Consider the following 25,763-nt stretch of genomic DNA (forward strand, 5'->3'; position numbering starts at 1 on the left):
CGAGGCGGGAGGGATGCGGAGGGATCCGATCGCCCGACAGGGGCGGCGACAGGCTTCAGCCGCCGGGCGGCACCGCGATGCGTTGCTGACCGCCACGGCCCGTCCAGCTTGAGCGGGACTGCCCTGCATATTTACGATCGTCATGCCTCAACAGGCGCTTCGATTGCTAGACAGGCGGTCATCCCTGGGGGTTTTCGATCCATGTCCACAATTATCGACCGTCGTTCCGCGCTGCTTTTCATGGCCGGCTCCGCTCTGTCGGCCTGCGCGGGAAAAGGTGCGGCCGACGCGGGGACGTTGTTCGTCGGGGACCAGCGTGGCGGGTCGCGCGTCGTGTTGCAGGGCGCCAGGCGGCTGGACAAGGTTCCCTATCGGATCGTCTGGTCGCAATTTCCCAATGCCGCCCCATTGCTGGAGGCGCTGAACGCGGGCGCGATCGACAGCGGAATCGGCGGCGATTCCGCCTTCATCTTCGCCGCAGGCACCGATGCACGGATCAAGGCGATCGGCGCGCAGGCGACGCGCGGCATGGGACCCGTTATATTGGTGCGCCGCGATTCATCGATCCGATCGCTCGCGGACCTGGCGGGTCGCAAGGTCGCGACTCCGCGCGGGTCCATCAGCCACAATCATGTGCTTTCGGTGCTGGAAGCTTATGGCCAGCCCTATGACGCCGTGAACTTCGCCTTTCTCTCTCCTTCGGACGGCCGCGCGGCATTGCAGAGCGGCGCGGTCGACGCCTGGGCGATCTGGGATCCCAATGCCGCCATGGCGGAACAGGAAGGCGCCCGCATTCTGCCCGGCAAGACGGATCTCGTCCCTGGCTATGGCCTGATGTTCGGGCGCGAAGGCGCGATTGCCGACAAGCGCGCGCTGCTCCAAGACTATCATGATCGCCTCTATGCCGGCTGGGAATGGTCGGCGAAGAACCGGGATGCCTATGTCGAGCTGATGCACAAGGATACGGGCCTCGCCCTCGACATCCTGCGCATCAGCCAGGGCCGCGCGGATCGTTTTCCCGCCAGTGTCGATGCGGCGCTGATCGCGCAGCAACAGGAAACGGCCGACCGTTATTTCCGCGCCGGCGTGATCGACCGCAAGCTGGACGTCCGGCCACTGTTCGACACCAGCTTTTCATGACCCGCTATTCCGCCGCCCATTGGGGCGTCTACGAGGTGTCGCCGGGGGAGGACGGCGCGCCTCTACGCCTGTCGCCCCTTCGTAACGATCCTGATCCCAATCCGATCGGTCTCGACCAGTTACATGATGACGTGGCGCGGCTGCGCATCGCCCGGCCGGCGGTGCGCAAGGGCTGGCTGGAAAACCGTGCGCGAACGGGCCGGGGTGAGGAACCCTTCGTGGACCTGCCCTGGGACGAGGCGCTGGATATCGTCGCCGCCGAAATCGCACGGGTACGCCGCGACTATGGCCATCACGCAATTTTCGGCGGCTCCTATGGCTGGGCCAGCGCCGGCCGCTTCCATCATGCCCAGAGCCAGCTCCACCGCTTCTACAACATGCTGGGCGGCTACGTTCGCAGCGTCGACAGCTACAGCCTTGGCGCGGGACGCGTGTTGATGCCGCACGTCGCGACAAGCATGGACGACAGCAATCTGTCCCACACGAGCTGGGACGTGCTGGAATCGCATTGCCAGCTATTTGTCAGCTTCGGCGGCGTCCCGCTCAAGAATACGCGGGTATCCTCCAGCGGCGCGGGGCGGCATCGCGCGCGCGCGGGCCTTCGACGGCTGCGGCAAGCGGGCGCGCGGATCGTCAATATCGGGCCGGTGGGCGACAATCTGGGCGATGGCGATGCCGACGAATGGATCGCGATCCGGCCCAATACCGACACGGCGATGATGCTGGCGCTGGCCTGGGTGGTGTTGCACGATCCCCTGTTCGACCGTCGCTTTCTCGACAGCCATACGGTCGGATTCGACCGTTTCCGCGGCTATCTGACCGGAGAGGCGGACGGCATCGCGAAAACGCCTGACTGGGCGCAGGCGATCACCGGCGTGCCCGCCGCGCGCATCGCGGCTCTCGGCCGCGACCTGCTGCGGCATCGCACGATGCTGAACTGCGCCTGGGCGCTACAGCGCGCCGCTCATGGCGAACAACCCTTCTGGGCATTGGTGACGCTCGCCGCCATGGTCGGGCAGATCGGCTTGCCCGGCGGCGGCTATGGCCTGGGCTATGGTGCGATGAATGTCATGGGCAGCGCCCATCCCCGCGTGCCCGGACCGGTCTTTCCGCAGGGGAACAACCGCGTCTCCGCCTTCATTCCCTGCGCCCGGATCGCCGACATGCTGCTGCATCCGGGCGAGCGCTTCACCTATAATGGCGGTGTCCATGCCTATCCCGACATTCGCCTGGTCCACTGGGCGGGTGGCAATCCCTTCCACCATCATCAGGATCTCAACCGCCTGCAACGGGGCTGGGCGCGACCGGATACGATCATCGTGCAGGAACCCTATTGGACGCCGGTTGCGCGACAGGCCGACATCGTCCTGCCCGCTACCATCGCGCTGGAGCGCGACGATATCGGCTTCGCCACGCGCGAGGGACTGTTCGTCGCCATGCGCCAGGCGGTTCCCCCCAGCGGCGAAGCCCGCGACGACCACGCCATTTTCGTGGCTTTGGGCCAGCGGCTGGGCATCGAACAGCACTTTACCGAAGGACTGGACACGGTCGACTGGCTGCGGCGCATCTATGCCGAAAGCGCGGAAAAGATCGCGGCGACCGGACTCAACCTACCCGATTTCGACCATTTCTGGGAAGAGGGGATCATCGACCTGTCGGCGCATGACCGGCCCCATGTCATGCACGCCGATTTCCGCCGCGATCCCGTGGCTCATCCGCTTCCCACACCGTCGGGTAAGATCGAGATCTTTTCCGAACGGATCGCCGGTTTCGATCTGGCCGACTGCCCCGGCCACCCTGTCTGGCTCGAACCCTATGAATGGCTCGGCCATGAAAAAGCGGCCCGCTATCCGCTCCATCTCCTTTCGGACCAGCCCGAGCGGCGGCTACACAGCCAGCTCGATGCGAGTCCCTATAGCCGGGCCGGCAAGGTCGCAGGACGCGAGCCGGTCTATCTCCATCCTGCCGACGCCGCCATCCGCGGCATCAGCGACGGCGATGTAGTCGAATTGTTCAACGATCGCGGCCGTTGCCTCGCCGGGGCGATCCTGAGCGATGCGATCATGCCCGGCGTGGCGCGACTGGCGACTGGCGCCTGGTTCGATCCCGGCCCGGAACTGGAACGGCACGGCAATCCCAATGTTCTGACCCTCGACCGCGGTGCGTCGGACCTGTCGCAGGGCTGCGTCGCCCAGACCTGCCTTGTGGACGCGCGGCGGTTCGAAGGCGAACCGCCGCGCGTCACCATCTTCGATCCGCCTCAGATTTTGCCGCGCAGCGTCACGCCATAGAGGCGGGGTTCCCCGATCGACGCCAGCGCCACGCCATAGGTCGAATTGACGCTGATCGTGTTGTAATAATCCTTGTCGAACAGATTGCGGACCCATAGCGACAGATCCCACCGGCCCTCGCTCTGGCGCAACCCGGCATGCGCGCCGAACAGGGCATAGCCCGGCACGCGCGAGAAGGGATCCAGATTGACCGTGGCGTAATAGCCCGAGCGGTAGCTGCCGTCCGCGCCGACATAAAAGTCCCGGTCATTACCGGCTGGATGGGCATATTCCACCGTTCCGCCCAGCGACCATTTGGGCGCGCCAGACGCCTGTCGCCCCGACAGATCGACCGAGCTGCGGTAGGATTCCAGATAGGAAGGCATTGCATTGGTATATTTGCGATATCTGGCGTCATTATAGGTTGCGGCAAAGGTTGCGCTCAGCCCCTCGACCGGCGCGATACGCGCGTCCAGTTCGACGCCACGCGACCGCAACGTGCCGACATTGGCGATATAATAGGCGGCCGGGCTGACCGACGTGTTGGCGTAATTGGCCTGATAATCCTTGTCCTCGGTCCAGAAGAGCGCGCCGTTCAATTCCACCGCGCCGCCTGCAAAACGGGTCTTTAGGCCGAGTTCGAAGGCATCGACCTTCTCCGGCCGCACGAAGATATCGACACTCAGAGTCTGGCGGACCAGATTGATCCCCGGTGACTTATAGCCCCGCGAATAGCTATAATAGGCATGGGCATTGTCCGCGATATCATAGGCCGCGATCAGCGTGCCCGACAGATTGTCGGTGTTACGCTTGGCATAATAGCTGCCGACCGGCGCATAGGCGGCGCGCAGCGCGATGGCCGTCGCCTGATATTCGGCCGGCAATGCGCTGATCGGCACCACGTCGCCCCGCGCGTCCGCATCATAAAGGCCCGTCTTGTGCTCATAGGTGTAGCGCAATCCTCCCGTCAGGCGGAAACGCGGCGAGATGTTCCAGGTCGCCTGGCCATAGGCGGCATAGCTGTGCGTCGCCGGCACGACATGCGCGTAGGATTCGAGGCCATCGAGAATCGCGGCGGGCAGCGGCGAAACCGTCGCGGTCGGCGTGTTTGCGGTGCGCAACCAGCCGACGGCATCCTTGCCGTAGACGGTACGCTGCTTGTCATCGGCTTCCTGCCAGAAGAAATAGAGGCCGGCGCTGAAATCGATCGTCCGCTCGCCGGTGGATGCGATGCGGAATTCCTGGCTGAATTGCTGCTGGTCGGTTTCGACCACGCCCAGCGTAGAGATTTCCGCGCCGATCTGGTCGCCGTCATAATTGGGCACCCATTTCCAGTTGCGATAGGCGGTGATGGAGGTGAGGGTCACGCCGGGCAGGTCGAGATCGGCCTGCGCCTGGAACCCATAGCTCGGCATTTCGTCATATTGGCTGTTGTTGAGGTCGACCTTGCGGTCGAAGGCATCGACCGTCCCCGGAACATAGCCGACATCCGCTGCACGGCGGTAGAATCCGCGCACCTGCGTTCCGTTATTGAGCGTGGTCGGCAACACCGCCGCGATGCTCTGGAATCCGACGTCGCCCTTCTGGATCGAATAGTCGGCGATGAAGCGGAGCCGGAAATTGTCGGTCGGCTTGTAGAGCAGGTCGAACCGCGCGCTGTGATTGTCGAGATTGTCCCAATCCTCGTCATAGACGCTGTTGTGGATCAGGCCGCCGCGCGACGTGCGGAGATAGGAGACGCGAAACGCCAGCTCGTCGTTCAGGGCCGCGTTCAGGCTCACATAGCCGCGGAAATAATCATGATTGCCATAGCTGGCTTCCGCCTTCGCCTCATTGGTGAAGCTGGGCGCGAGGGTCCTGATGTCGATCGCGCCCGCGACGGTATTCTTGCCGAACAGCGTTCCTTGCGGCCCGCGCAGCAACTGGATGCTTTCGACATCGATCAGGTCGGTGATGACCGATCCGGTGCGCGGTCGATAGACGCCGTCGACATAAAGGCCCACCCCCTGCTCCAACCCGTCATTGGTCCCGCCCGAATTGGTGCCGATACCGCGAATGGTGATGGTCTGGTTGCGTCCGCTGAACCCCTGGATATTGAGGCTCGGCAATTGCTGGATCGACTGTTTCAGGGTGAAGGCGCCCTGGCTCGTGATTGCATCGCCACTGATGGCGCTGATTGCGATCGGCACCTTTTGCGCGTCTTCCTTGCGGTAGCGCGCGGTGACGACGATGCTTTCGACACCGGCATCGCCACCGTCCGCCGCCGCCGCTTCCGGCGTCTGGGCGAAGGCCGCGCCCGGCAGGCCAAGCAACGTGCCCCCGCCCAGCAGACCAGTGACCAGAAGACGCTTGATCGCCCGCGCCCGATAATGATTCATCGCATGCCCCTTGATATTGTCGGGCATGCCATAGGGAGGGGATGGGCCCCGGTTCCAACGCGGATCACATGGCCGCTTATGCGTATTACCAAATGATTGAGCTTCGCTCACCGATCGGCGCGATCGGCTCAACCCTGGCCGGATCAAACAGAGCTTCGTGGCCGCTTCACATGGCCTCGTTCCGGCGGTTGCCTTTGCTGCCGACGGATGACGAGATTATGCGGCGATGCAGGCTTCTCAAACCCCGGTCAGGCAAGGCGTTGACGGTCGACGGTTAGGCGCGTTTGGGCTGCAAGTGAAAGCGCTCCGGGTCCGAGCACAAGGTGGCTCGCCCGTTGGAGAGCGCATCACCCGCCTATTGCCGCTTGAGCAGACGCTCCGCCATCAGGCCGAAGGCGATGCCGATCGTCGCCCAGAGCAGCAATTGCGTCGCGATGGATGCCACGCGGAAATCCCACAACAGGGTCGCTGGAAAATCCAGCGGCACTTCATTGACCCTCGGCAGCAAAAACTGGCCCAGCAGCACCAGCACGCCATAGGCGCCCACCGCCAGCAGCGTCGCGTCCAGTCCGCGCCAGCGCGGCAGCAAGGCCCCACGCAGCTTGCCGGCGATGACCGCCGCGCCGATCGACAGGGCGATCATCGCGAAATAGGCGGCGGTACGGACACCCACCGTTTCATGCTTGCCAACCGCCGGCGGCGTCTGCGGATATTTGATCCCCGGCACGATCACGATCAGGACGAAGGCCAGGCTGGCAAGCAGCAGGGCAAAGCTGCGCGGTCCCAATTGCCCGAAGCGGCCATAGCCATAGGCGAAGATCAGCGAAAAGACGCCGCCCACCGCCGCGCCGTAAAGCCCAAGCGCGGTCAGCAGCCCCGCGCCCTTCTGCGTGTCGCGGCTGACCAGTTCCACCTCTTCGCCACCACTCATGCCGCTCATGTCGTGGGCGGCGTGCGATTCCTCATAGGCGATCGCCAGATCGACCTGCGGTTCGGCGATCATGCGCGCGCACAGCGTGGAGAGCAGGGCCGCGAGGATGCCGGCCAGCATCCCGCGCCACAAAAGATCCTTCGTCATGTCCGGGCGACGTCAGTGGCAGGGAAAGCCGAGGAGATGGCGGCCATCATGCACATATTCATGCACATACATGCCGTCGAAGAAGGCGTAGGCGCCCTGTTCGGTGCTGACGAAATAGAGGAAGATCATGGCGATCAGCGCGCCGAACAAAGCCCAGGGAAGAATATCTTCGAGCGGGATAGTGGCGCTTCCACGAACGGGAATGAAACCATCGTCGAACAGGGCGGCAGCCGATGCCATAATCATACTCCTTTGCGGGATTGCGCGTCCCGAGAGATTCGCGATGTTCAGGGAGAAGGTCTGACTCTCGACGGGACATGTCCCGATCGATTACAGTGGCGCGACCGTGCCGGGATTACACCGGCTTCTTCTTCCTGGACGCGCGCGCCTTTTGGACCGATCGACAGGCAGCGTCAACTCGTCTGGAGGTCTTTCTGACTACGACCCTCGTATTTCTCTGCGTCGCCGCCACCGCCATGAGCCGGATCGGGGGATTTGCCGGCGATCAGGAACCGCTGGAGGAAAGCGGCTACAGGTCGGCCGGCCGCTGCAAGCCGGTCCCGTCCCGTTACCGGATTTTCCGCAGCCCCCATCGTGCCGCCGAGGAGACTGCGCGCGCAATGGGTCTGATCGCACAGCGCGCGGCAGAGCTTCGGGATGTGGGTTGCGGCCCCTGGGCGGGCAGCAGCTTCGCGGACATCCATGCCCGCGAGCCGGAAGCGCTGGCGCAATGGCTGCGCGATCCCGCCGCCGGCGTTCCGGACGGCGAAAGCCTGAGCGCCGCCGCATCGCGGATCGGCTCGTGGATCGACGAGACGATCGAAGGTGACGGCCCGGTCCTAGCCATCACCCACCCCATGATCATCCGCGCGGCGCTTATCCATATGTTGGGCCTGCCGGCACAGGCCGCCCTGGCGATCGACATCGCGCCCTTGTCCCGCACGGCCTTGTCCTTCAATCGCATCTGGCGGCTTCAGTCGCTGGTCCCCCTGGATTGAGGCGCGTGCCGCCTGCCCATCCTATTTGACCTGGAAACCCGACCAGAAGGCGTCTGCCTGGTCGATCCAGATGGTGTTGAAGCCGGTGGCGATCGCCGATCCTTCGATCGAAGGGATGATCGCCGCTTCCCCGCCCAGTTGCACCGCCTGCTCGACCCGCCCGATGAAGCGACTGCCAATATAGCTTTCATGAACGAAGCGGTCGCCGACGCGTAGCCGGCCGGCGGCAACGAGATGCGCCAGCCGGGCAGAGGTGCCGGTGCCGCAGGGGCTGCGATCAATCGCCTTGTCGCCGTAAAAGACCGCGTTGCGGCCATCGGCGCCATCGCCGCGCGGCTTGTCGGCCCACAGGATATGGCTGACGCCCCGGATCGTCGGATCGATCGGATGCACGGGTTCATATTTGTCGCTGATGGCAGCGCGGATCCGGCCACTCAGGTCGATCAGCCGCGCCGCCCCCATGTCGTCGAGGCCCGTATAGCCACCCTGCGGTTCGATGATCGCATAATAGTTGCCGCCATAGGAGACATCGACCGTCAGCGGCCCGATGCCGTCCACATCGACACTGATGCCGCGCGCCGCGACATAAGCAGGGACATTGGTGATGCGCACCGCCGTCACCTTCTGCCCCTCGACCTCATAGGCGATGTCGATCACCCCGGCCGGCACCTCGACCCGCAACGTGCCCGGCGTCGTCGGCTGGATCAGCCCATTTTCCAGCCCGAAGGTGATGATGCCGATCGTTCCATGGCCGCACATGGGCAGGCAGCCGCTGGTTTCGATGAACAATATGCCGATATCGCTGTCCGGCCGGGTCGGGGGATAGAGGAAACCACCCGACATCATGTCATGGCCGCGCGGCTCGAAGCAGAGGCCGGTGCGGATCCAGTCGAAGCGCGCCAGGAAATCCTGGCGCCGTTCCGACATCGACGCGCCCTTGAGCAGCGGCGCCCCGCCCGCGACGAGGCGGACGGGGTTTCCGGCCGTATGGCCATCGATGCAGAAGAAGGTGTGACGCATCGCCGCTTCTTATCAGGCCGCAGCGGCGGCGGACAGGTCCGGCCGCGTCGCGGCGGCCTTTTCGACCATGGCGATCACTTCGGCGCGGCGTTCGCCCTGCAACACATAGCGCGGCGGCAGTACGCGCTCCGACCCGCGGCCCATCACCTGCTCGGCCAGCTTGATCGACTGGACCAGGTCATGCTCGGCGTCGAGATGCAGCAGCGGCATGAACCAGCGATAGATTTCCATCGCCTTGGCATGGTCGCCTCGCTCGAAGGCGCGGACCAGTTCGACCGATTCCTTGGGAAAGGCGTTGGTCAGGCCCGACACCCAGCCCTGCGCCCCCAGATACAGGCCCTCCAGCGCGACGTCGTCCAGACCGGCAAACAGGACATAACGATCGCCGAACGCATTGCGGAAGTCGGTGAAGCGGCGGGTATCGGGCGCCGATTCCTTCACCGCAACGATATTCCTGACGTCGATCAGGGCGGTCAGCACCTGCTGGTCGATGACGGTGCGATAGGCCGGCGGGTTGTTGTAGAGCATGATCGGCAGGCCGGTCTGGTCGGCGACGCCCTTGAAATGGGCGACCAGTTCATGCGGCTTGGTCACATAGACCATCGGCGGCAGCAGCATCAGGCCGTCGGCCCCGGCCTTCTCGGCGGCCTGCGCATAGCGGACCGCACGGCGCGTGTCATATTCCGACACGCCGGTGATGACCGGCACGCGACCATCGACGACTTCGACGATGGCGGAAAGAACGCTGACCTTCTCTTCATATTCCAGCGAGTTGTTCTCGCCCACCGTCCCCAGCGCGATCACGCCCGTCACACCGTCGCGGACCAGGTCATCGACGACGCGCTGCGTATCGGCCAGGTCGATCGACAGGTCAGCGCGAAGCTGCGTCGTCACTGCCGGGAATACGCCCTTCCAACCAATTGCCATATTCATTCTTCCTGCCTTCTGCTAATAATATAGATATCGTATACTATATTACATCAGTGCTTGCAAAGGGTTTTTTGCAGTGCGGCAATCATTTATCTCGCCAGTTTTCGGGGATTGGATCGTCCACGTCACCCCCAAAAGGCGCCAGATGATCGATCACGCAGATCGGACCGGGAATCCGGCTGGGCAAGATCAGGAAACGCACCTGGTCGCCCTCGCAATAACCAGCGCCACTCGTCTCCACGACCGCGGTGGCGAAGGGGTTGAGCTTATGGCACGCCTCGCCCTTGAACAGCGCGATATAGGATTGCCGCCGGTCGGGCTGACCCCGGAAATAGAGCCGCCCATCGTCCCGCACGACCGGGGCGGCGACATGTTCGCGCAGAACACAACTCTTGCCAGCCGTTTCCGCCTGAGCCGGCCCGCAGGCCAGAAAGCCCCCTGTCACGATCCCAATCCATCGAGAAAATTTCATCATCTCTCTCCTTTCGCGAACATAAAACGCTCGCATTGCCTCATTTCCCCATGACGAAAAAGGCTGCGACATTGCTGCCGCAGCCCCTGCTTAATCGATCGGATTAAGCTGCATCCTGGTCAGAAGCGAAAGCGCACGCTGGCCTGTGCCGTCCGCGCCAGTGTGCGGACACCCAGCGGCAGCAGGTTCCCGCTGCCATGATAGCGGAACACATCGCTACCCAGCAGGTTGGTCGCCTCCAGCGACAAGGTCATGAACTTGACCGGCGTATAGTTGACGGCCGCGTCGAGCCGTTCCGTCGCGTCATTATAGGGCGAATAGGTGGCGTCATGCGCATCGGGGCTATTGGGGTCGAGCCAGACGCCGATACGATACCGGGAGCGGTAATTATAGGCGACGCGGGCGCTGAACTTGGGCGTATCGTAGAACAGTTCCATATTGGCGGTCCATTTCGACGTGTTCGGGGAATCGAACTCGCCGGGGAAGCTTTCCACATCGTCATATTCGATGCGCGCCTTGAACATGTGCGACCCGTTCACCTTCACGCCGAAATTGCGCAATGCGCCCGGCAGGAAGTCGAAGAAGGTCTGGAATGTGCCCTCGACACCGGTGAAGGTGCCGTCGCCCACATTGCGCAACTGTTCGACATAACCGAAGGTTGCGTTGGTGATGCCATAAAGCGCCAGTTCGTTCGCGTCGGCCACTTCGCGGCTGTAGAACAGCGAACCCGTCGTCTTCTTGTGATAACCGGCGAGCGAAATCTGTCCGCCACGGCCGAAATAATATTCGGCGCTGATGTCGAACGCCTGATCGCGTTGCGCCTTCAGGCCCGGATTGCCGGCAAAGACGATCGGAGGATTGGCGCGCGTTTCGGCAAAATAGAAAGGCCGCGAGTCATAGAAGCTGGGGCGCTGGACGTTGGTGCTATAGGCCAGGCGCAACTGCATCTTGGGCGTGAAGTGGATGATCGCCGTGGCGCTGGGCAACAGGTCGGAATAATTGCCTCTGCCCGGCGAAACCTGAACAATGTCCTGGAAGCCGTTGGTGACGTCGCCCGGACGGTAGTTGAAGCTGACCGAATTGCCCCACGTATTGGTATAGCGCACCCCGGCCACGCCATCGATCGGGATATTCCCCAGTTTGAAGCCCCAGTTGAGCTGGGCATAGGCCGCGAAATTCTTTTCATTGGATTCGAAAGTCTGGCCACGGTCGCTGTTGGGATAGACGGTCGAAAAGGTCGTGGCGTTGCCGGGGTCATATTGCTGGATGAAAGCGCGAATGTCGTCGATGTTCGCCAACAGAGTCGCGCCGGGAATACGATACCATTGCGTGGTCGCGCCGCCAATGTCGGGACCGATCAGCGATGCATCGCTGAAACCGGGGAACAGGCTGAGCGGCGCCCGTTGACCGTTCAGGCGAGGGAAGCCATCGCGATAGCCATAGTAGCGACTGGTCTTGCGCTGGTTATACCGGCCGCCGACCTGCAAGCTGCGCAGGAAGGACTCTTCGCTCAGCTTCAGGGTCAGGTCGCCCTGCGCGGCAAATTCTTTGTTCTTCGATCCGCCCTGATTATCCTGGAAACGATCGACGCCATAGCTGGACAGGTTGGACAGATCGACGCCGTTGAAGGTGATCGACGGCACGCCCTTGCTATACAGGTCGGACGCGAAATCGATCGTCGCGGAATTGAGGTTATTCGGGCGCAGGATCGTTTCGACGAAATAATTGCCTTCATTCGACCAGTTATATTGTGCGCTCAGGTTCAACTGCGCGCGGTCATTGTGCCAATGCGCCTCGATATTGCTGGTGTAGAGGTTCGAATGGAAGCTGTTATACTGGGTGTCGATGCCGGCGGGTATGCCGTTGGGGTTGGTGACCGTCAGCGACTTGACCGTCTTGCCGTCAGGCATCAGCACGACATCGCTATAATTGCCGATGAACGGCAAATCCTGCGCATAGAGACGCTCGACCGAGCGCTTCTCACGCGAACCCAGATAGCCGCCTTCCAGCACGAAATCGAGATTGTCGTTCGCCTTCCACTGCAACACGGCGTTGATCGAAGGACGCTTCACGCTGCCCTGCTCGATGCCATATTGGGCGCGATAGGGGATGACGATGCTGGAATTACCGACCTGCGTGGTGAACGGCGATTCACTGTCGATGGAATTTTCGCGATAGTTGGTCTTGGTCAGCGACGCATTCACCAGGAAACCGAGTTCACCAATGCCGGTATCGAACTGGTTTGCGATCAGCAGGCTGCCATAGGGGCTGACCTTCTCTGAAATATCGTCATAGGAACCACGGACGCTCCCCGCGATGGTCCAGCCTTTCTTCAGGTCGAACGGTCGCCGCAATTCGACATTGACGGTGCCCGCGATGCCGCCTTCGACTTGGTCGGCCGAACGGGTCTTGTAGACATCCACCGCCTTGAGCAATTCGGCCGGAATGTCGGCCAGATTGAGCGAACGGCCGTCGCCCAGATTGGTGTTGTTGCCGTTGACCGTCGTCTGCACTTCGGACAGGCCGCGAATGATGACGCTCTGCCCCTGACCGCGCGCACGGTCGATCTGCACGCCGGTTACGCGCGCCAGTGCTTCGGGGACGTTATTGTCGGGCAATTTGCCAGCGTCCTCGGCCACGACCGAATCCACGATCTGCTTGCTGTTCTTCTTTTTCGTGGATGCCGCCGCGACGCTGCCGCGCACGCCGGTGACGATGATGTCGGCCTTGGCGCCACCCTCCGATGCCGCGTTAATAGGCGCATCCTGCGCCATGGCAGCCATCGAAATGGACGCCACCGCCAGGGCGGGCAAAGCCGCCGATATCTTAAAAACCGTACGTGACTTCATCCGACTTCCCCTATTTTGCGGCCATTTGCCCCTACTTTATATCGTATACCAACTACATTATTTTGTCGGAGTCAAGCCGATTGCAATCTTTTGGCAATAAAGTTGCAAATTTGAGAGGGGAAACATCCCAATATATTGAAAATACGCAAAAAAAGGGAGCGCAAGTCCGGTTGCGCTCCCCATCGTGTCGAGATTGTCCATTTCGCTGTCTGGTCTAGCTGCAGGCTGCTCCCAACCGCCGGTTCGCATCGCGCGCGGACGGCCGCATGGCCTTGAGGGCAAGCACTTCCCATTCCTGCACCGCCAATGCGGCATGGCTCCTGTCGTCGCCCGATGCCATCATGACCGCTCGCAGGCAACGCACATGGATCGGCGGAAAGGATACCGTCTGAAAGCCGCCCGATTGCGTACCATAACCGCTCGCGCCCGGCACCGGCTTCCAGCCACCCTTTGCCCGGCTATCCCAATATTCCAGATGCCAGGCCGCCGGCGGCGCGACACCGACATTGGCCCCCGCCGGCTGGTCGTTCCAGAACCAGATGCGCGATCCGTCTATCGTCACCGCCTTGTCCCAGCGATATTCGATCCATTGGCTTGCCGGATTGCTGGGCGACCAGCTGCCCCACATGTCGGGCGGCAGCGGTGCGACCTTGGTGATCCCGTCGTTCAGCGATTTGATCCAATATTGCACCGGCACCGGTTCGTTGGACACTTTCACCGACGCTGCCGGAGCGATATTGCGGCTCGGCGGCAAGGACGGCTGCGGACGCAAGGTTGGCACCACGGTCCGGATACGCGCCGGCGTCACGCTGTCGTCCCAGTCTAGCCGATCAAGCGCCACGCTCCGCCGGAAATGCCCGCCGCCCTGCGCATCGGCCGTATGATAGGCCAGATACCATTGTCCCTTATATTCGACCGCGCCCGAATGGGACGTGGTCGAGGATACCGGCTTCAGCGCCACGCCGCGATAGGTCCACGGCCCCATTGGCGAGGGCGCGGTGCCATAGGCGATGCAGGCGTGATAGACGGCGGGCGTGCAGTCCGACGTCGACCCCGCCTTGTTCCCGGCATAGAGCATATAATAGACGCCCTTGCGCTTCATGATCCAGGGCGCCTCGAAGAAGCCGGTCAGCCCCTCGATCGCCTGCTCCGCGCCTTTGGGGCTAACCATGTCGCGCTCCAGCTCCATGCCGAGCAGCTTCCCGAACGTCCCCCAATAGAGATAGATCCGGCCGTCATTATCGATCAGCACGGTCGGGTCGATATTCTGGATGTCGTTGACGACCGGCACGCGCTGCGAAATGATCGGCCCCGACGGATGCGCGTCGCGCCACGGACCGGTCGGACTATCCGCCACCGCCACACCGATGGCGAAGCGATCCTTGGCGTCGCTATTCTTCTCGAGCACCGGCGCGTAGAAATAATATCGCTTGTCCGGTCCCTGGACGATCTGCCCGGCATAGGCCCGCGCCTCCTCCGCCCAAGCGAAGACATTCTCCGGCTTGGCGATGTCGGGATAATGGGTCCACTTGCCCGACTTGGGATCGTCGGTCCTGAGCAGTTGCCATTCGCCCATGATGAAATCATTGACGTCGGGCGGCGCTTGATCGCGCCCCGCCAATATCCACAGCGCCCCGTCCGCGACGAAAGGCGCCGGGTCGGTCGAATAATAGTCGCCATCGGCCAGGATCGGATTGCCCGGCACGCTGATCTGGCGCGTCTCCTCCGCCCAGGCGGGCGCGACCAGCGCGATCAAGGCGAGGCCCGCAAACAGTTTATTCCTCATCGGGATAAGGCCCTTTCCCGCCATCTATAATCAGCTGATCGACCCGCTGGTCGATCACAGGCAACGGCACCGCGCCCAGCGCCAGCACCGCGTCATGGAAGGCGCGAATGTTGAACTTCGACCCCAGCGCCTTCTCGGCTTTCTTGCGTGCATCCACAAAGGCCAGCTCGCCCATATAATAGGACAGCGCCTGCCCCGGCCAGGCGATATAGCGGTCCACCTCCGTCTCGATCTCATGATCGGACAAAGCGGTATTGTCGTGTAGATAATCCTGCGCCTGTTTGCGGGTCCAGCCCATCGCATGAATACCGGTATCGACCACCAGCCGCGACGCGCGCCATGCCTGATAACTCAGCATCCCGAAACGGTCATAGGGCGTTTCATACATGCCCATATCCTCGCCCAGCGCCTCGCAATAGAGCGCCCATCCCTCGCCATAGGCCGACAGATAGGTGTCGCGGCGGAAAGCGGGGAGATCCTTATTCTCGGCCGCCAGCGGCATCTGCATCGCATGGCCCGGCGCGCTTTCATGCAGTGTCAGTGCGACCTGCGAATAGAAGGGACGCGAGGGGAGATTGTAGGTGTTGACCAGATAGATGCCCGGCCCGCCGCGCCCGCCGGTATAGAAGGGCGCGATGTCATCGGGCACCGGCTTGATCGCAAAGCGCATCCGCGGCATCCGCCCGAAATATTGCGACGCCTTGCCGTCGAAACTCTTGGCGATCCAGGCGGCGCGGTTGAGCAGTTCCTGCGGGGTCTTCGCATAAAATTGCGGATCGGTGCGCAGGAAGGTGAGGAAGGCCGGCAGGTCGCCCTTGAAATCGACCTGGCGCATCACCTCGCCCATCTGCCCCCGGATGCGCGCCATTTCGTCGAGACCGATCCGGTGGATCTGCGCCGGGCTTTTGTCCAGCGTCACGAACTCGCGGATCTTGGACTGATAATAGGCCTTGCCGTCGGGCAGCTTGTAGGCCGCCAGTTCCTTGCGCGCGCCGGGAATATAATCCTGTCGCAGGAAGGTCAGCAGCGTCTGGTGCGCCGGGATCACCGCCTGCGTGATGGCCGCCTGCGCCTCACTCCGCAACTGCGCCTGCACATCGGCCGGGATGGTCGCGGGCAGCGCCTTGAACAGCGTGTAGAAGGGATTCTCCTCGACGCTCTTCGCCTTGACCACCTGCTCGACGCCAATGTCGCGGCCCTGAAGCGTGATCTGCGACGGGGTGAAGCCGCGCTTCAACCCGGCCCGCATATTGGCGATCTGCTGGTCGTAGAAACGCGGAACGTCGCGTAGCATCGCGATATAGCGCCGCGCCGCCGCCTCGTCGCGCAGCGGATCGCGCGCCCAGCCGGCTAGGTCGCCCCAGAAGCTGGTGTCGGCATTCAGCGGCTTCTCATAGTCGCGATAGCGTTGCTCGGCCAGCAGCGCGTCGATCTGCCCCTTGTAGACGGCGAAATTGACCTTCTGCGCCGGCGACAACTGGTCCACCCTGATCGCCGCCAGTTGCTTCTCGACTTCCTCCCAGCGCGCCAACCGTGCGGCCTGCGCCTTGGGGCCGACATCGGGCAGGGCCAGCGCCTGATCCTTGGGACCATCCTCGCTGGGGCCGAACTGCTTCTGCCGCCAGTCATATTCGGACGTAGAGATCGCCTCGAACGCCTGATCGGCCGATTGCGCCGCGGGCTGTGCGCCACCGGGGGCCGACGCCAGGCTGATGAAGGCCGCGCCTGCAAGCAGCCATTTGCGGCCGCCAAAGATCGTCACGCCATTTCCCCTTCCAGCAATGCCAAAATGTCCCGATGCAGTTGCGCCGGGATGCGGACGCCTTCCGCGTCCGATTGCGCTCGCGCGACATAGCGCCGCGATCCGGGCAGGCGTGCGCCTTGTCCCGTAATCGCGTCGAACATCGCTTCGGCGCGACGCAGATGATCCTCGACGCTGGCGCCCAGGAAACCGGCCGGATCGAGAGCGATCACCAGTTCGCCGCCGATCGGCGATCCCATGCGGCCCTGATCGGCCGCCATCGATTCTGCGCTGGTCATGTCGCCGATCAGCGGCCCGGCGATCAGTTCGACCATCGCCGCCAGCGCCGACCCCTTATGCCCGCCGAATGTGCGCATCGCGCCGTCCAGTACTGCCTTGGGATCGATCGAAGGATGGCCTTCGGCGTCATAGCCCCATTCGGGCGGGATGGTCTTGCCCGCGCGCCGATGCAGTTCGATCTCGCCCCGTGCCACCGCGCTGGTGGCGAAGTCGAACACGAAAGGATGCCCGCCTAGACGGGGCCAGCCAAAGGCGATCGGATTGGTCCCGAATACCGGCTTCGTCCCACCCTCCGGCGCGACCCAGGCATGGCTGGGCGTGAAGGCAAGACCCACCAGTCCCGCATCGGTCAATGCCTCGACCTCCGGCCAGAGCGCCGCAAAATGCACGACATTGTTCAGCGCCAGCGCCGCGATGCCGAAGTTGCGCGCCTTCTCGATCAACAGCGGCAGGCCGCGCTCGAACGGCAGCTGCGCGAAACCGCCCTTGCCATCGACGCGAACCAGCGCGGCGGCCGGTTCGCTCACTACCGGCACCGCATCGGGCACGACCACGCCGCGCTCGATCGAATTGGCGGCCACCAGCAGGCGATACAGACCATGCGACGCACAGCCGTCTCGCTCGCCCGCCACCATCGTTCGGGCGACGGCGGCGGCATGATCGGGCGCCAGGCCGCGCCCCTCCAGCACCTTCCGGGCCAGCGCATCGGCTTCCGCAAGGGTCATCGCGACCATGTCAGTCATGCGGCGGTCGCCGGCTTGGCCGTGAACAAGCGCACGCCGAACACCGGCCCGGCCGAGCTGCGATCATGCGGCACGAAGCGCACCTTGACGCTGTTTTTGCCCTTGATCAGCGCTTCCGGGATCGGATAGTCGACGTCCAGGAACTTGCCGGGCTTGTCATTATCCAGGCTCTGGGTGGCCAGCTTCACATTGTCGACCAATATGTCGAAGCTGCGCTTGCGCTCGCCGCCCCAATAGGTCGCCTGTAACAGCAGCGGCCCTGGCTTCACCTTCATATTGAACTCGAAATAGCCCCCTGACCGCGCATCGCGGCCATTACGTCCACGATAAGAGGCGGGATAGCTCAGTTCCGACGTCAGCGCATGGTCGCGCTCCGGCTGCATCTCACCCAGGTGCATGATGTCGATCGAGCGGGCGGCCAAATCCTTCTGCCGCGCCTGTTCGGCGAGGAAAGCGGCCTCTTCCGTCTTCCAGGCGCTTTCGGAGAAACGCTTGAAATAGACCGCGCTGCGCCGTTCATACTGGCTATAAAAGGGTACGAAGGCCAGGTTCGCCGGCCGGATGATATTCTGCGTGCGATAGCGCGGCCGGTCCGACACGATCGGCGCAAAAGCCGTCAGCGGGTCTTCGCCCACCATTGCCGGTTCCACGCCATTCCAGTCCATTTCCGCCGGACCAAGGTCAGCCGCCATCACCATCGGCCCGCGCACCACTGCCACCACATCGGGCGCACCCGGCGCGGCTTCGAGGCGCAGATCGAGCGGCAGGCTCAGCGCCACCACATCATCCTTCTTCCAGCGCCGCGTGACGACCGCATAGCCATTGGCGGGCTTCACCGACAACGGCGCGCCATTCACCGTCAGGCCAAATCGCCCATTCGCCCAGCCGGGAATGCGCAGCGCCAGCGAAAACGCCCCCTGCTTCACCGCGTCGATCGTCAGCTTGATGTCGGGCTTGAAGGGATATTCGGTGTCCAGCGTCAGGCCCACGCCCTTCGCCTTCCACTGCGCTTCGGATGGGATATAGAGATTGACGAACAAGGTGTCGTCGCCTTCCCAATAGATGGAATCACCATGCTTGGCGTGGCTTTCCATGCCCGAACCGACGCAGCACCAGAAAGCGTCCTCGTCCGGCTGTGAATAGCCGCGCGGCGCGCCGCTCATCATCGGCGTCATATAGGTGAAGCCGGCATTGGCCGGGTTCTGCGCGGACATGACATGGTTCAGATGCGCGCGTTCATAATAGTCGAACAGCGCACCGTCGGGTTGCCAACCGTAGAGATGTCGCGTCAGCTTCAGCATATTATAGCTGTTGCAATGTTCGCAGGTGGACTCGGTCAAGTGTAACGCGACCGTGTCCGGCTCGAAGAAATATTCGCGGTCGGCATTGCCGCCGATGACATAGCTGTGATGCTGCGTCACCCGGTCGAAGAAGAAACGGGCGGCACGGCCCGGCTCCTCCTTGCCCGTCAGTTCATGAATGCGGGCGAGGCCAATCAGCTTGGGCACCTGCGTATTCGCATGGAAATTGGCGAGCTTATCTTCCTGCGCGACCAGCGGATCCAGAACCTTTCGGTCATAGATGCGCTCCGCCACCGCTAGCCAGCGCGCGTCGCCGGTTCGCGCATAAAGTTCGGCATAGCTGTCATTCAGGCCACCATATTCGCAGTTCAGCAATTCCTGCATCTGCGCGTCATTGAGCGCCGCGAACACTCGTTCGAAATAGCCGCCAAGCCCGATCACCACGTCCAGCGCCTTGGCATTGCCCCAGGCGCCATGCACGTCGAGCAGACCGGCGAAATATTTGTGCACCGTGTATAGCGGCGACCAGCTACCATTGAGGTCGAAGCCGCCCGACTTGATCTGCCCCTTCATCACTTCAGGGAAAATCTGCTCGCCATCGACGATCTGGCCGTCCTTGGTCTTGCGGCCCAACGCGCCGATATAGCCGTCTTTGCGCTGCGCCTGACACAGCGCCAACTCGTCGACGATATAATCGGCGCGGCGGCGGCATTCCGCATTGCCGGTCTGCTGCCAGCCCAGCACCAGCGCGGTGATATAATGGCCCAGCGTATGGCCGGCGATCGTGTCGGATTCCCAGCCGCCATAGATCGGCGCCTTGGGTTCCAACCCTGCATATTTGCGGAAATTATGCAGGAAGCGATCCGGGCTGAGCGAAAGGAGATAGGCGATGTTGACTTCAACCGCCGTCGCATAATCCGATGGGTGCAGGCGCACGTCCGTCAGCGGTAGCGGCTTTGCCCGCAACGGAATCCGTGGCGCGATCGTCGCCATGCCCGAGAAGGGAACGGTGCACACAGCAAGGGCAGCCACCCCCGCCAGCCACTCGCGGCGATTGGCTTTCATCTTCAAAACACTCCTATTGAATATCGTATACTATACGATAAACGGCTTGACCTTCCTGTCAATCCTTTATTGTTGAGCGTTGTCCCGAGCCTCAGAACCTGTTAAATTGCTTATGAAGGCAAACGGTTGATACCATGGCGATGTAAGTCGCACAGTCGATGAGTATCCCATAGGCTCTGCCACCGAGAACTTGCTTTGCGAGTAGGCCATAGATCGAATTTCTGGAGCGCCAATCATTCCGCTGCCCCGGGCTGAGTGTGAAACGCACATTAACCCAAGTCCATCAACCCTTGTGGTAATCCAATTCGGTCCGACTGCTCTTGAAGACAAGCGACGCACATCCTGTGCAACAGTTGGTGAAAGCGCGCAGTCTGGCGATGGATCGAGATGTCCTATCCCGCGTGCAGGTTGAAGGCGGGCTCCAATGCTGGCGGAACCAAAGGAGCTGGCAGCCCTGCTCCAGAGCATCGACTTTTGACCTAAAGCTGGGCTAGCGTTGCGCGCTATTGCGTCGGTCACACATTGGAACGGCAGTGCATGAGCGGGCACCTTCGGCATATGGTGTCCTTCAGGGGGATATAAGTTGGACTATTATGACGCTCTCAATACCGGAATCATAGAGGTATTGAAGGAGGATCCGAGAGCCAGCACCAAGAGCATAGCCGAGGCGCTGCAAACGTCCGAAGCCAAGGTAGCAGCGAGGATCAAGGCGCTGACCGGGAACAAGATGATCCAGGTCGTTCTCAAGCAGAGCATCCATGCGAGCGATCCCACCAGCGTCACGACCATCATCGAACTCTATGTCGACGACCCCAAGGCGCTGCCCGAGGTGGAGGCGGCGGTCTGCAAGTTCGACGAAGTCTTCAGTGCCTATGGCACCACCCGGCGACCGGAGATCATCGTCAACTGCCGTGCGCGTTCCCCGCGCGAACTGAACGATATCGTCATGCGGATGGCGAGAGAAATTCCGCATCTCAGCCAAATGCGGACCTTGCCGATTCTCGACCTTGGTCGATACAGCACGACGCTCGGCGCCCTTGGCATGCGCGAGCGGAAGCCCCCGGTGGAAGGCGACGTCGGCGACCAGTTGATCCGGCTGTTGCAAGAGGATGGCCGGCAGTCCGTCAGCGCCCTGTCGCGCCAATTGGGCCTGTCCGTGACGGCAACGCGCTATCGGATGGAACAATTGCTGAAGCGGCCGGGCGTGAGCATCGGGCTGGTCTGCGAATCCCGGGCAGCAGGCTTCACCACATGGTTCGATGTCCGGATCAGCGTCGCGCCCGCGCATCTGGAGGCGGCGCTGGATCGTTTTTCCGAACATGATGGCGTGCGCGTAGTCGCGCATCTGGCGGGAGAAGAGAATCTCAACCTTTTCCTTGTCATGCAAACGCTTGAAGAAGTCGATGACTTCGTCCGCGACGAAATCCGCCCGCTGCCGGGATTGATCAACTTCTCGATGCTGCGTGTGCTGCGCGTCTTCAAATACGACTATAATTTCGATCTCTGACCCCGGTTGGCGAGGGTGCGCTTCCTCGGTCGTCGCATGCGGCCAGCGGCTCCACCCGGCGGCGCCTCCGGCCCAATTTTCCGTTGGACAACAAGATGGAAATTCGTTTTCGCCTATATATAAAAGTTTTTATAGTCATTTAAATTGACACCGATCCAATCCATCTCGTATTTGACTATTAGTGCAACGCACTTCCTCAAGGTGGCAATGATCACCGGTCAAGCCCGCGGCGCACTCAGATAGAATAGGGAGGGGATGGAATGATTCGGGATGGACGGTTCAGCCTTGCCGTTGCGCTGGCATGCGCCGGCCTTGCGGCCGGCACAGCGGAAACATGTGCGCAGACGCAGGCCTCCACAAGCGACCAGGACATTGTGGTCACGGCGCGCAAACGGACCGAAACCGACATGGCCGTGCCCGTGGCGATTGTCGCCGTGGGCGCAGCAGATATTGAAAAGCGCGCCATCATCAGCCTGGATTCGTTGACGCAGTCCGTGCCCGCCCTGCAGATCGGTTCTTCCGGTGGCAGTATTCAAGGTGGCACCATCACGCTTCGCGGCCTTGGCGCATCGGAAAATAATCCCTTTGCGGACCAGTCGGTATCCTTCAACATCGACGGCGCGCAGATTGCGCGCGCGACGGTGCAGCGCATGGCGCAGATGGATATCGGGCAGATCGAAATCCTCAAGGGTCCGCAGGCGCTATTCTTCGGCAAGAATAGTCCCGGCGGCGTCATTTCCATCCGCAGCGCAGACCCCACCGATCATTTCGAGGCGAAAATCAGCGGCGGTTATGAATTCAATGCCCATGAATGGCGCGGCGAAGGTTATATTTCCGGGCCTATCACCGACACTCTGGGCTTTCGCATTGCAGCCTTCGGCACGACGATGCGCGGCTGGGTCAGGAACGAAGCGCCTGCTTCCATCCCTGAACCGCGACGCTGGTTGCCGAACGACAAGGAATGGGCGGGTCGCGTCACGCTCAAGTTTGAACCTTCCGATCGGTTCAACGCCCGGTTGAAGGTCACGCACAATTATTTGAAGGGCGCGGGCCCTGCGTCCAATGACCAGTTCGTCAACTGCATCACGCCCGGCGTCACTCAATATGGCGAAGCCGACGACTGCCAGGCCAACAGCACCGTGACGAGACCGAATATCGGAACGGGTTATGCCGCGATCGATCCCTATTTCGGTGACGGACGTCCCAGATATAGCCAGAAACAGACGCTGGCCTCGCTGGAAATGAACTATGATCTGACCGACCAGATCAAAGCGACATCGATCACCAGTCATTATGATATGAAGTTCGATTCCTTCGATAATTTCTCGAAGTCGGCGATCGAAATGTTCATACTCACCGCCCGGAACGGATTGAAGGTCAAGGAAACCTCACAGGAACTGCGGATCGCGACCGATTTCGACCTGCCGGTAAATTTCCTAACGGGAGGTTTCTACCAGCATTCCAAGGTAGAGGTCTTGTCGAACACGGCGACTGGCATCGTGACCGGATCACCCTTGTCGATCATCAACACCGACATCACGCAAAAGGGCGAGGCCTATTCCTTCTTTGGGCAGGCGACGATCAAGCCGACGCCGGAGATCGAAATCGCAGGCGGCGGACGCTATTCGCATGAAATGAAAGAAATCGAAGTAATCTCCTTCGGTACGTTCACGCCTACCCCTACCCCGCGCAAGAGCTGGAACAACTTTTCGCCCGAAGTCTCGCTCTCTTATCGACCGTCGCAAAATCTGACGCTGTTCGGTACCTATAAGCGTGGCTTCCTGTCTGGCGGCTTCAATGGCGGCCCTGTGGGTCCAAACGACAACCGCGCCTATGACCAGCAATTATTGCGCGGGTTCGAAGGAGGTATCAAGGCACGCCTGTTTAACGAGACAGTGCGCGCAAACCTGACGCTCTACAATTATCAGGCGACCGGCCTGCAGGTGACGACCACCAACACCACCCCAACTGGCGGCGTCACGCAGACGACCAAGAATGCCGGCCGCGCCCGCCTGAAAGGCGTCGAATTCGACATGAACTGGCGCACACCGCTCACGGGGCTCAATATTCATGCGGGCGGCGCCTATAGTCACGCGCGCTACAATGTCTTCACGAACAACTGCTATGTGGGGCAGAGCCTCACCGAAGGATGCGCCCTGGGCTTCAACCCGGCCACCAACGCCTACACGCTTCAGGATTTCGCCGGAAAGCAGATCGTGCGCGCGCCCGACTGGACCGGCAGCGCGGGCTTTGACTATGAAGGCGCCCTGTCTGACAGCCTGAAGATCGGCCTTTCGAGCAATCTTGCGTATAGCGACGGCTATTATGCCGATCCAATCTCCTCGCCCGGCAGCCGCCAGCCTTCTTACTGGACGCTGGACGCCAATATCCGCCTGTCGGCGGCGGACGACAATTGGCAGGTGGCGCTGATCGGCCTCAACCTGACCGGCGACTATCATTTCACCCGGTCCTATGAGGCGCTGTTCGCGCCAGGGCCAACGGGTACGGCGGTATCGGGACGCTATGCCGACACGATAGGGTCGGTCAGCCGTGGACGCCAGATCATGCTGCGCCTGACCAAGAAGTTCAACTGAACCGCCTGACCTAGTCCGCACGGCGGTGCACCTTGCACACAGCCGTGCGGACCAGGAGAGCGGAAGCAACGGAGCCTTCCTAACATGCTGACCTTATTTCATGCCGCCACGACGCGGTCCTTCCGCATCCGCTGGCTGCTTGACGAACTGGGCATCGATTATGTGCTCAAGGACATGAATTTCTACAATGAGGAGCGGCATCAGCCGGAATTCCGCCAGATCAGCCCGATGGGCTCGCTGCCCGTGATCACCGACGGCGACTTCGCCCTCATCGAATCCGGTGCGATCATCAATTATGTCCTGCATCACTATGGCGATCGACGCTTCGCCTATCCGTCAGGATCGCACGAAGCGGCGCTGATCGACCAGTGGATGTGGTGGTCGGAGTCGCTGTTCGCGATCCACCAGCGCATTTACTGGGACCATTGCGCGCCCTTCCCCGCCGGCCTGGAATTTCCCGTTCCTCACATTGGGCATGAGGCCAAAGCGGCTGCGCTCAAATATCTCGACATGTTGGAAGACGTGCTGCGTGAAGACGGCTTCGTTGTCGGCAACGACCTGACGGGTGCGGATTTCATGCTATGCTTCCCGCTTTATCTGGCGTCGCTCGAAAACTGGCTTGATGGGCATCCGAAAACGGCCGCCTATGTGCAGCGCATCGTCGCACGTCCGAAATTCCAGGCCGCGATCGCCGATACAGATGAGATCGTGCGGCAGTTCGAGGCGATGAAGGCGACGCAGGCCGACGCCTGACCTGTTTTCAGCTCTACCTACAAACGGATTCATCATGGCAATTACAATCGACCTCGACGGCAAGGTCGCCCTGATCACCGGCGGCGCGACGGGTATCGGGCGCGCAACGGCGCTGGCGCTGGTGCAAGCGGGCGCGCAGGTGGTGATCGGCGACATCGACAGCGAAAATGGTGAACGCACCGCTGGGGACATCGCACATCAAGGCGGCATCGGGCATTTCATTCCGGCCGACGTCAGCAAAGCCGACGATGTGCGCACCCTTGTGTCCGGCGCCGTAGCCCGCTGCGGCCGGCTGGATTTTGCGATCAACAATGCGGCGGCGGACGTGGAGAATATCAAGCTGGCGGATTGCGAAGACGCCATGTTCGACCAAGTGCTCGGTCTCAATCTGCGGGGCGTATTCCTCTGCATGAAGTATGAAATCCGGCAAATGCTCTGGCAGGGGCATGGCGGGGTGATCGTCAATCTCAGTTCCGTCAACGCCCAGCGGGCCCAGCCTCTTGGCGCGGCCTATTCGGCGTCCAAGTTCGGCCTCACCGGACTGACCCTGTCGGCGGCGGCGGCCTATGCGGCTGATGGCATCCGCGTGAATGCGGTATCGCCGGGTTGCGTCGAGACATCGATGATGCAGGCCAAGCTCGACCTGCTCGGCGTGCCGCGGTCCGATTTCGAGCCGGTAGCGAGCCAGCTCGGGCGATATGCCCAGCCGGACGAAATCGCCTCAGCGATCGTGTGGATGTGTTCGGATCAGGCGAGCTTCGCCATCGGCAGCACATTGGCGGTCGACGGGGGCTTCCTGCTGTAACGCAGGGACGTGTGAAGATGTGGCAACAGGAGT

The 25,763-nt window shown here is 61.9% G+C and carries 18 protein-coding genes; 7 read left to right on the forward strand and 11 right to left on the reverse strand.

All coding sequences use genetic code 11. The features are described from left to right. Positions 1-201 precede the first annotated feature (201 nt). Positions 202-1,140: an ABC transporter substrate-binding protein gene (locus tag DM806_RS19785; RefSeq protein WP_179044873.1), complete on the forward strand. Its 939-nt coding sequence runs from the start codon at positions 202-204 to the stop codon at positions 1,138-1,140. After that, positions 1,137-3,431: a molybdopterin-dependent oxidoreductase gene (locus tag DM806_RS19790; RefSeq protein WP_179044874.1), complete on the forward strand. Its 2,295-nt coding sequence runs from the start codon at positions 1,137-1,139 to the stop codon at positions 3,429-3,431. The genes DM806_RS19785 and DM806_RS19790 overlap by 4 nt, the downstream gene beginning before the upstream one ends. On the opposite strand, the gene DM806_RS19795 is transcribed toward DM806_RS19790, so the two are convergent. The 3 genes from DM806_RS19795 to DM806_RS19805 all read right to left on the reverse strand — a co-directional run bounded on the left by DM806_RS19795 (position 3,401) and on the right by DM806_RS19805 (position 7,106). Then, positions 3,401-5,788, reverse strand: coding sequence for a TonB-dependent receptor (locus DM806_RS19795; RefSeq protein ID WP_179044875.1), 2,388 nt, complete (start codon positions 5,786-5,788; stop codon positions 3,401-3,403). The two genes, DM806_RS19790 and DM806_RS19795, sit on opposite strands and share 31 nt — an antisense overlap. Positions 5,789-6,143: 355 nt before the next feature. After that, positions 6,144-6,866: a CbtA family protein gene (locus tag DM806_RS19800; RefSeq protein ID WP_179044876.1), complete on the reverse strand. Its 723-nt coding sequence runs from the start codon at positions 6,864-6,866 to the stop codon at positions 6,144-6,146. 12 nt (positions 6,867-6,878) lie between these two features. Beyond that, a complete protein-coding gene (locus DM806_RS19805; RefSeq protein ID WP_179044877.1) occupies positions 6,879-7,106 on the reverse strand; it encodes a CbtB domain-containing protein in 228 nt (75 codons plus the stop codon). A gap of 77 nt (positions 7,107-7,183) precedes the next feature. On the opposite strand from DM806_RS19805, the gene DM806_RS19810 reads away from it, so the two are divergent. Then, complete coding sequence (locus DM806_RS19810; protein ID WP_444860958.1) at positions 7,184-7,864, forward strand: histidine phosphatase family protein; 681 nt, start codon at positions 7,184-7,186, stop codon at positions 7,862-7,864. Between the two features lie 21 nt (positions 7,865-7,885). On the opposite strand, the gene DM806_RS19815 is transcribed toward DM806_RS19810, so the two are convergent. The 8 genes from DM806_RS19815 to DM806_RS19850 form a co-directional block, all read right to left on the reverse strand. Then, the gene (locus DM806_RS19815; protein ID WP_179044879.1) at positions 7,886-8,884 is read right to left on the reverse strand and encodes a 4-hydroxyproline epimerase; all 999 of its coding nucleotides are present in this window, start codon (positions 8,882-8,884) and stop codon (positions 7,886-7,888) included. Positions 8,885-8,896: 12 nt separating this feature from the next. Further along, a complete protein-coding gene (locus DM806_RS19820; protein ID WP_179044880.1) occupies positions 8,897-9,811 on the reverse strand; it encodes a dihydrodipicolinate synthase family protein in 915 nt (304 codons plus the stop codon). Positions 9,812-9,899: 88 nt separating this feature from the next. After that, positions 9,900-10,286: a hypothetical protein gene (locus tag DM806_RS19825; protein WP_179044881.1), complete on the reverse strand. Its 387-nt coding sequence runs from the start codon at positions 10,284-10,286 to the stop codon at positions 9,900-9,902. 119 nt (positions 10,287-10,405) lie between these two features. After that, positions 10,406-13,135, reverse strand: coding sequence for a TonB-dependent receptor (locus DM806_RS19830; protein ID WP_179044882.1), 2,730 nt, complete (start codon positions 13,133-13,135; stop codon positions 10,406-10,408). Positions 13,136-13,349: 214 nt separating this feature from the next. Continuing rightward, positions 13,350-14,921: a family 43 glycosylhydrolase gene (locus tag DM806_RS19835; RefSeq protein WP_179044883.1), complete on the reverse strand. Its 1,572-nt coding sequence runs from the start codon at positions 14,919-14,921 to the stop codon at positions 13,350-13,352. Beyond that, entirely contained in the window at positions 14,911-16,683 is a 1,773-nt protein-coding gene (locus DM806_RS19840) for a DUF885 domain-containing protein (RefSeq protein ID WP_372859650.1), read from the reverse strand. The genes DM806_RS19835 and DM806_RS19840 overlap by 11 nt, the downstream gene beginning before the upstream one ends. Then, positions 16,680-17,705 (reverse strand): Ldh family oxidoreductase, encoded by a 1,026-nt coding sequence (locus DM806_RS19845; RefSeq protein WP_218647586.1) that lies wholly within the window; start codon positions 17,703-17,705, stop codon positions 16,680-16,682. The genes DM806_RS19840 and DM806_RS19845 overlap by 4 nt, the downstream gene beginning before the upstream one ends. Next, positions 17,702-20,071, reverse strand: a complete 2,370-nt coding sequence (locus DM806_RS19850) for a glycoside hydrolase family 127 protein (protein WP_179044884.1) — start codon at positions 20,069-20,071, stop codon at positions 17,702-17,704. Before DM806_RS19850 ends, DM806_RS19845 begins: the two co-directional genes overlap by 4 nt. Before the next feature lie 583 nt (positions 20,072-20,654). On the opposite strand from DM806_RS19850, the gene DM806_RS19855 reads away from it, so the two are divergent. The 4 genes from DM806_RS19855 to DM806_RS19870 all read left to right on the forward strand — a co-directional run bounded on the left by DM806_RS19855 (position 20,655) and on the right by DM806_RS19870 (position 25,730). Then, complete coding sequence (locus DM806_RS19855; RefSeq protein ID WP_179044885.1) at positions 20,655-21,578, forward strand: Lrp/AsnC family transcriptional regulator; 924 nt, start codon at positions 20,655-20,657, stop codon at positions 21,576-21,578. 260 nt (positions 21,579-21,838) lie between these two features. Beyond that, positions 21,839-24,172 (forward strand): TonB-dependent receptor, encoded by a 2,334-nt coding sequence (locus DM806_RS19860; protein WP_179044886.1) that lies wholly within the window; start codon positions 21,839-21,841, stop codon positions 24,170-24,172. 84 nt (positions 24,173-24,256) lie between these two features. Beyond that, positions 24,257-24,925: a glutathione S-transferase family protein gene (locus tag DM806_RS19865; protein WP_179044887.1), complete on the forward strand. Its 669-nt coding sequence runs from the start codon at positions 24,257-24,259 to the stop codon at positions 24,923-24,925. 34 nt (positions 24,926-24,959) lie between these two features. Further along, positions 24,960-25,730 carry an SDR family NAD(P)-dependent oxidoreductase gene (locus tag DM806_RS19870; RefSeq protein ID WP_179044888.1) on the forward strand — a complete coding sequence of 257 codons (771 nt, stop codon included), beginning with the start codon at positions 24,960-24,962 and terminating at the stop codon, positions 25,728-25,730. The last annotated feature ends 33 nt before the right edge of the window (positions 25,731-25,763 follow it).

This window comes from Sphingobium lactosutens, assembly GCF_013393185.1.
GTDB lineage: Bacteria > Pseudomonadota > Alphaproteobacteria > Sphingomonadales > Sphingomonadaceae > Sphingobium > Sphingobium lactosutens_A.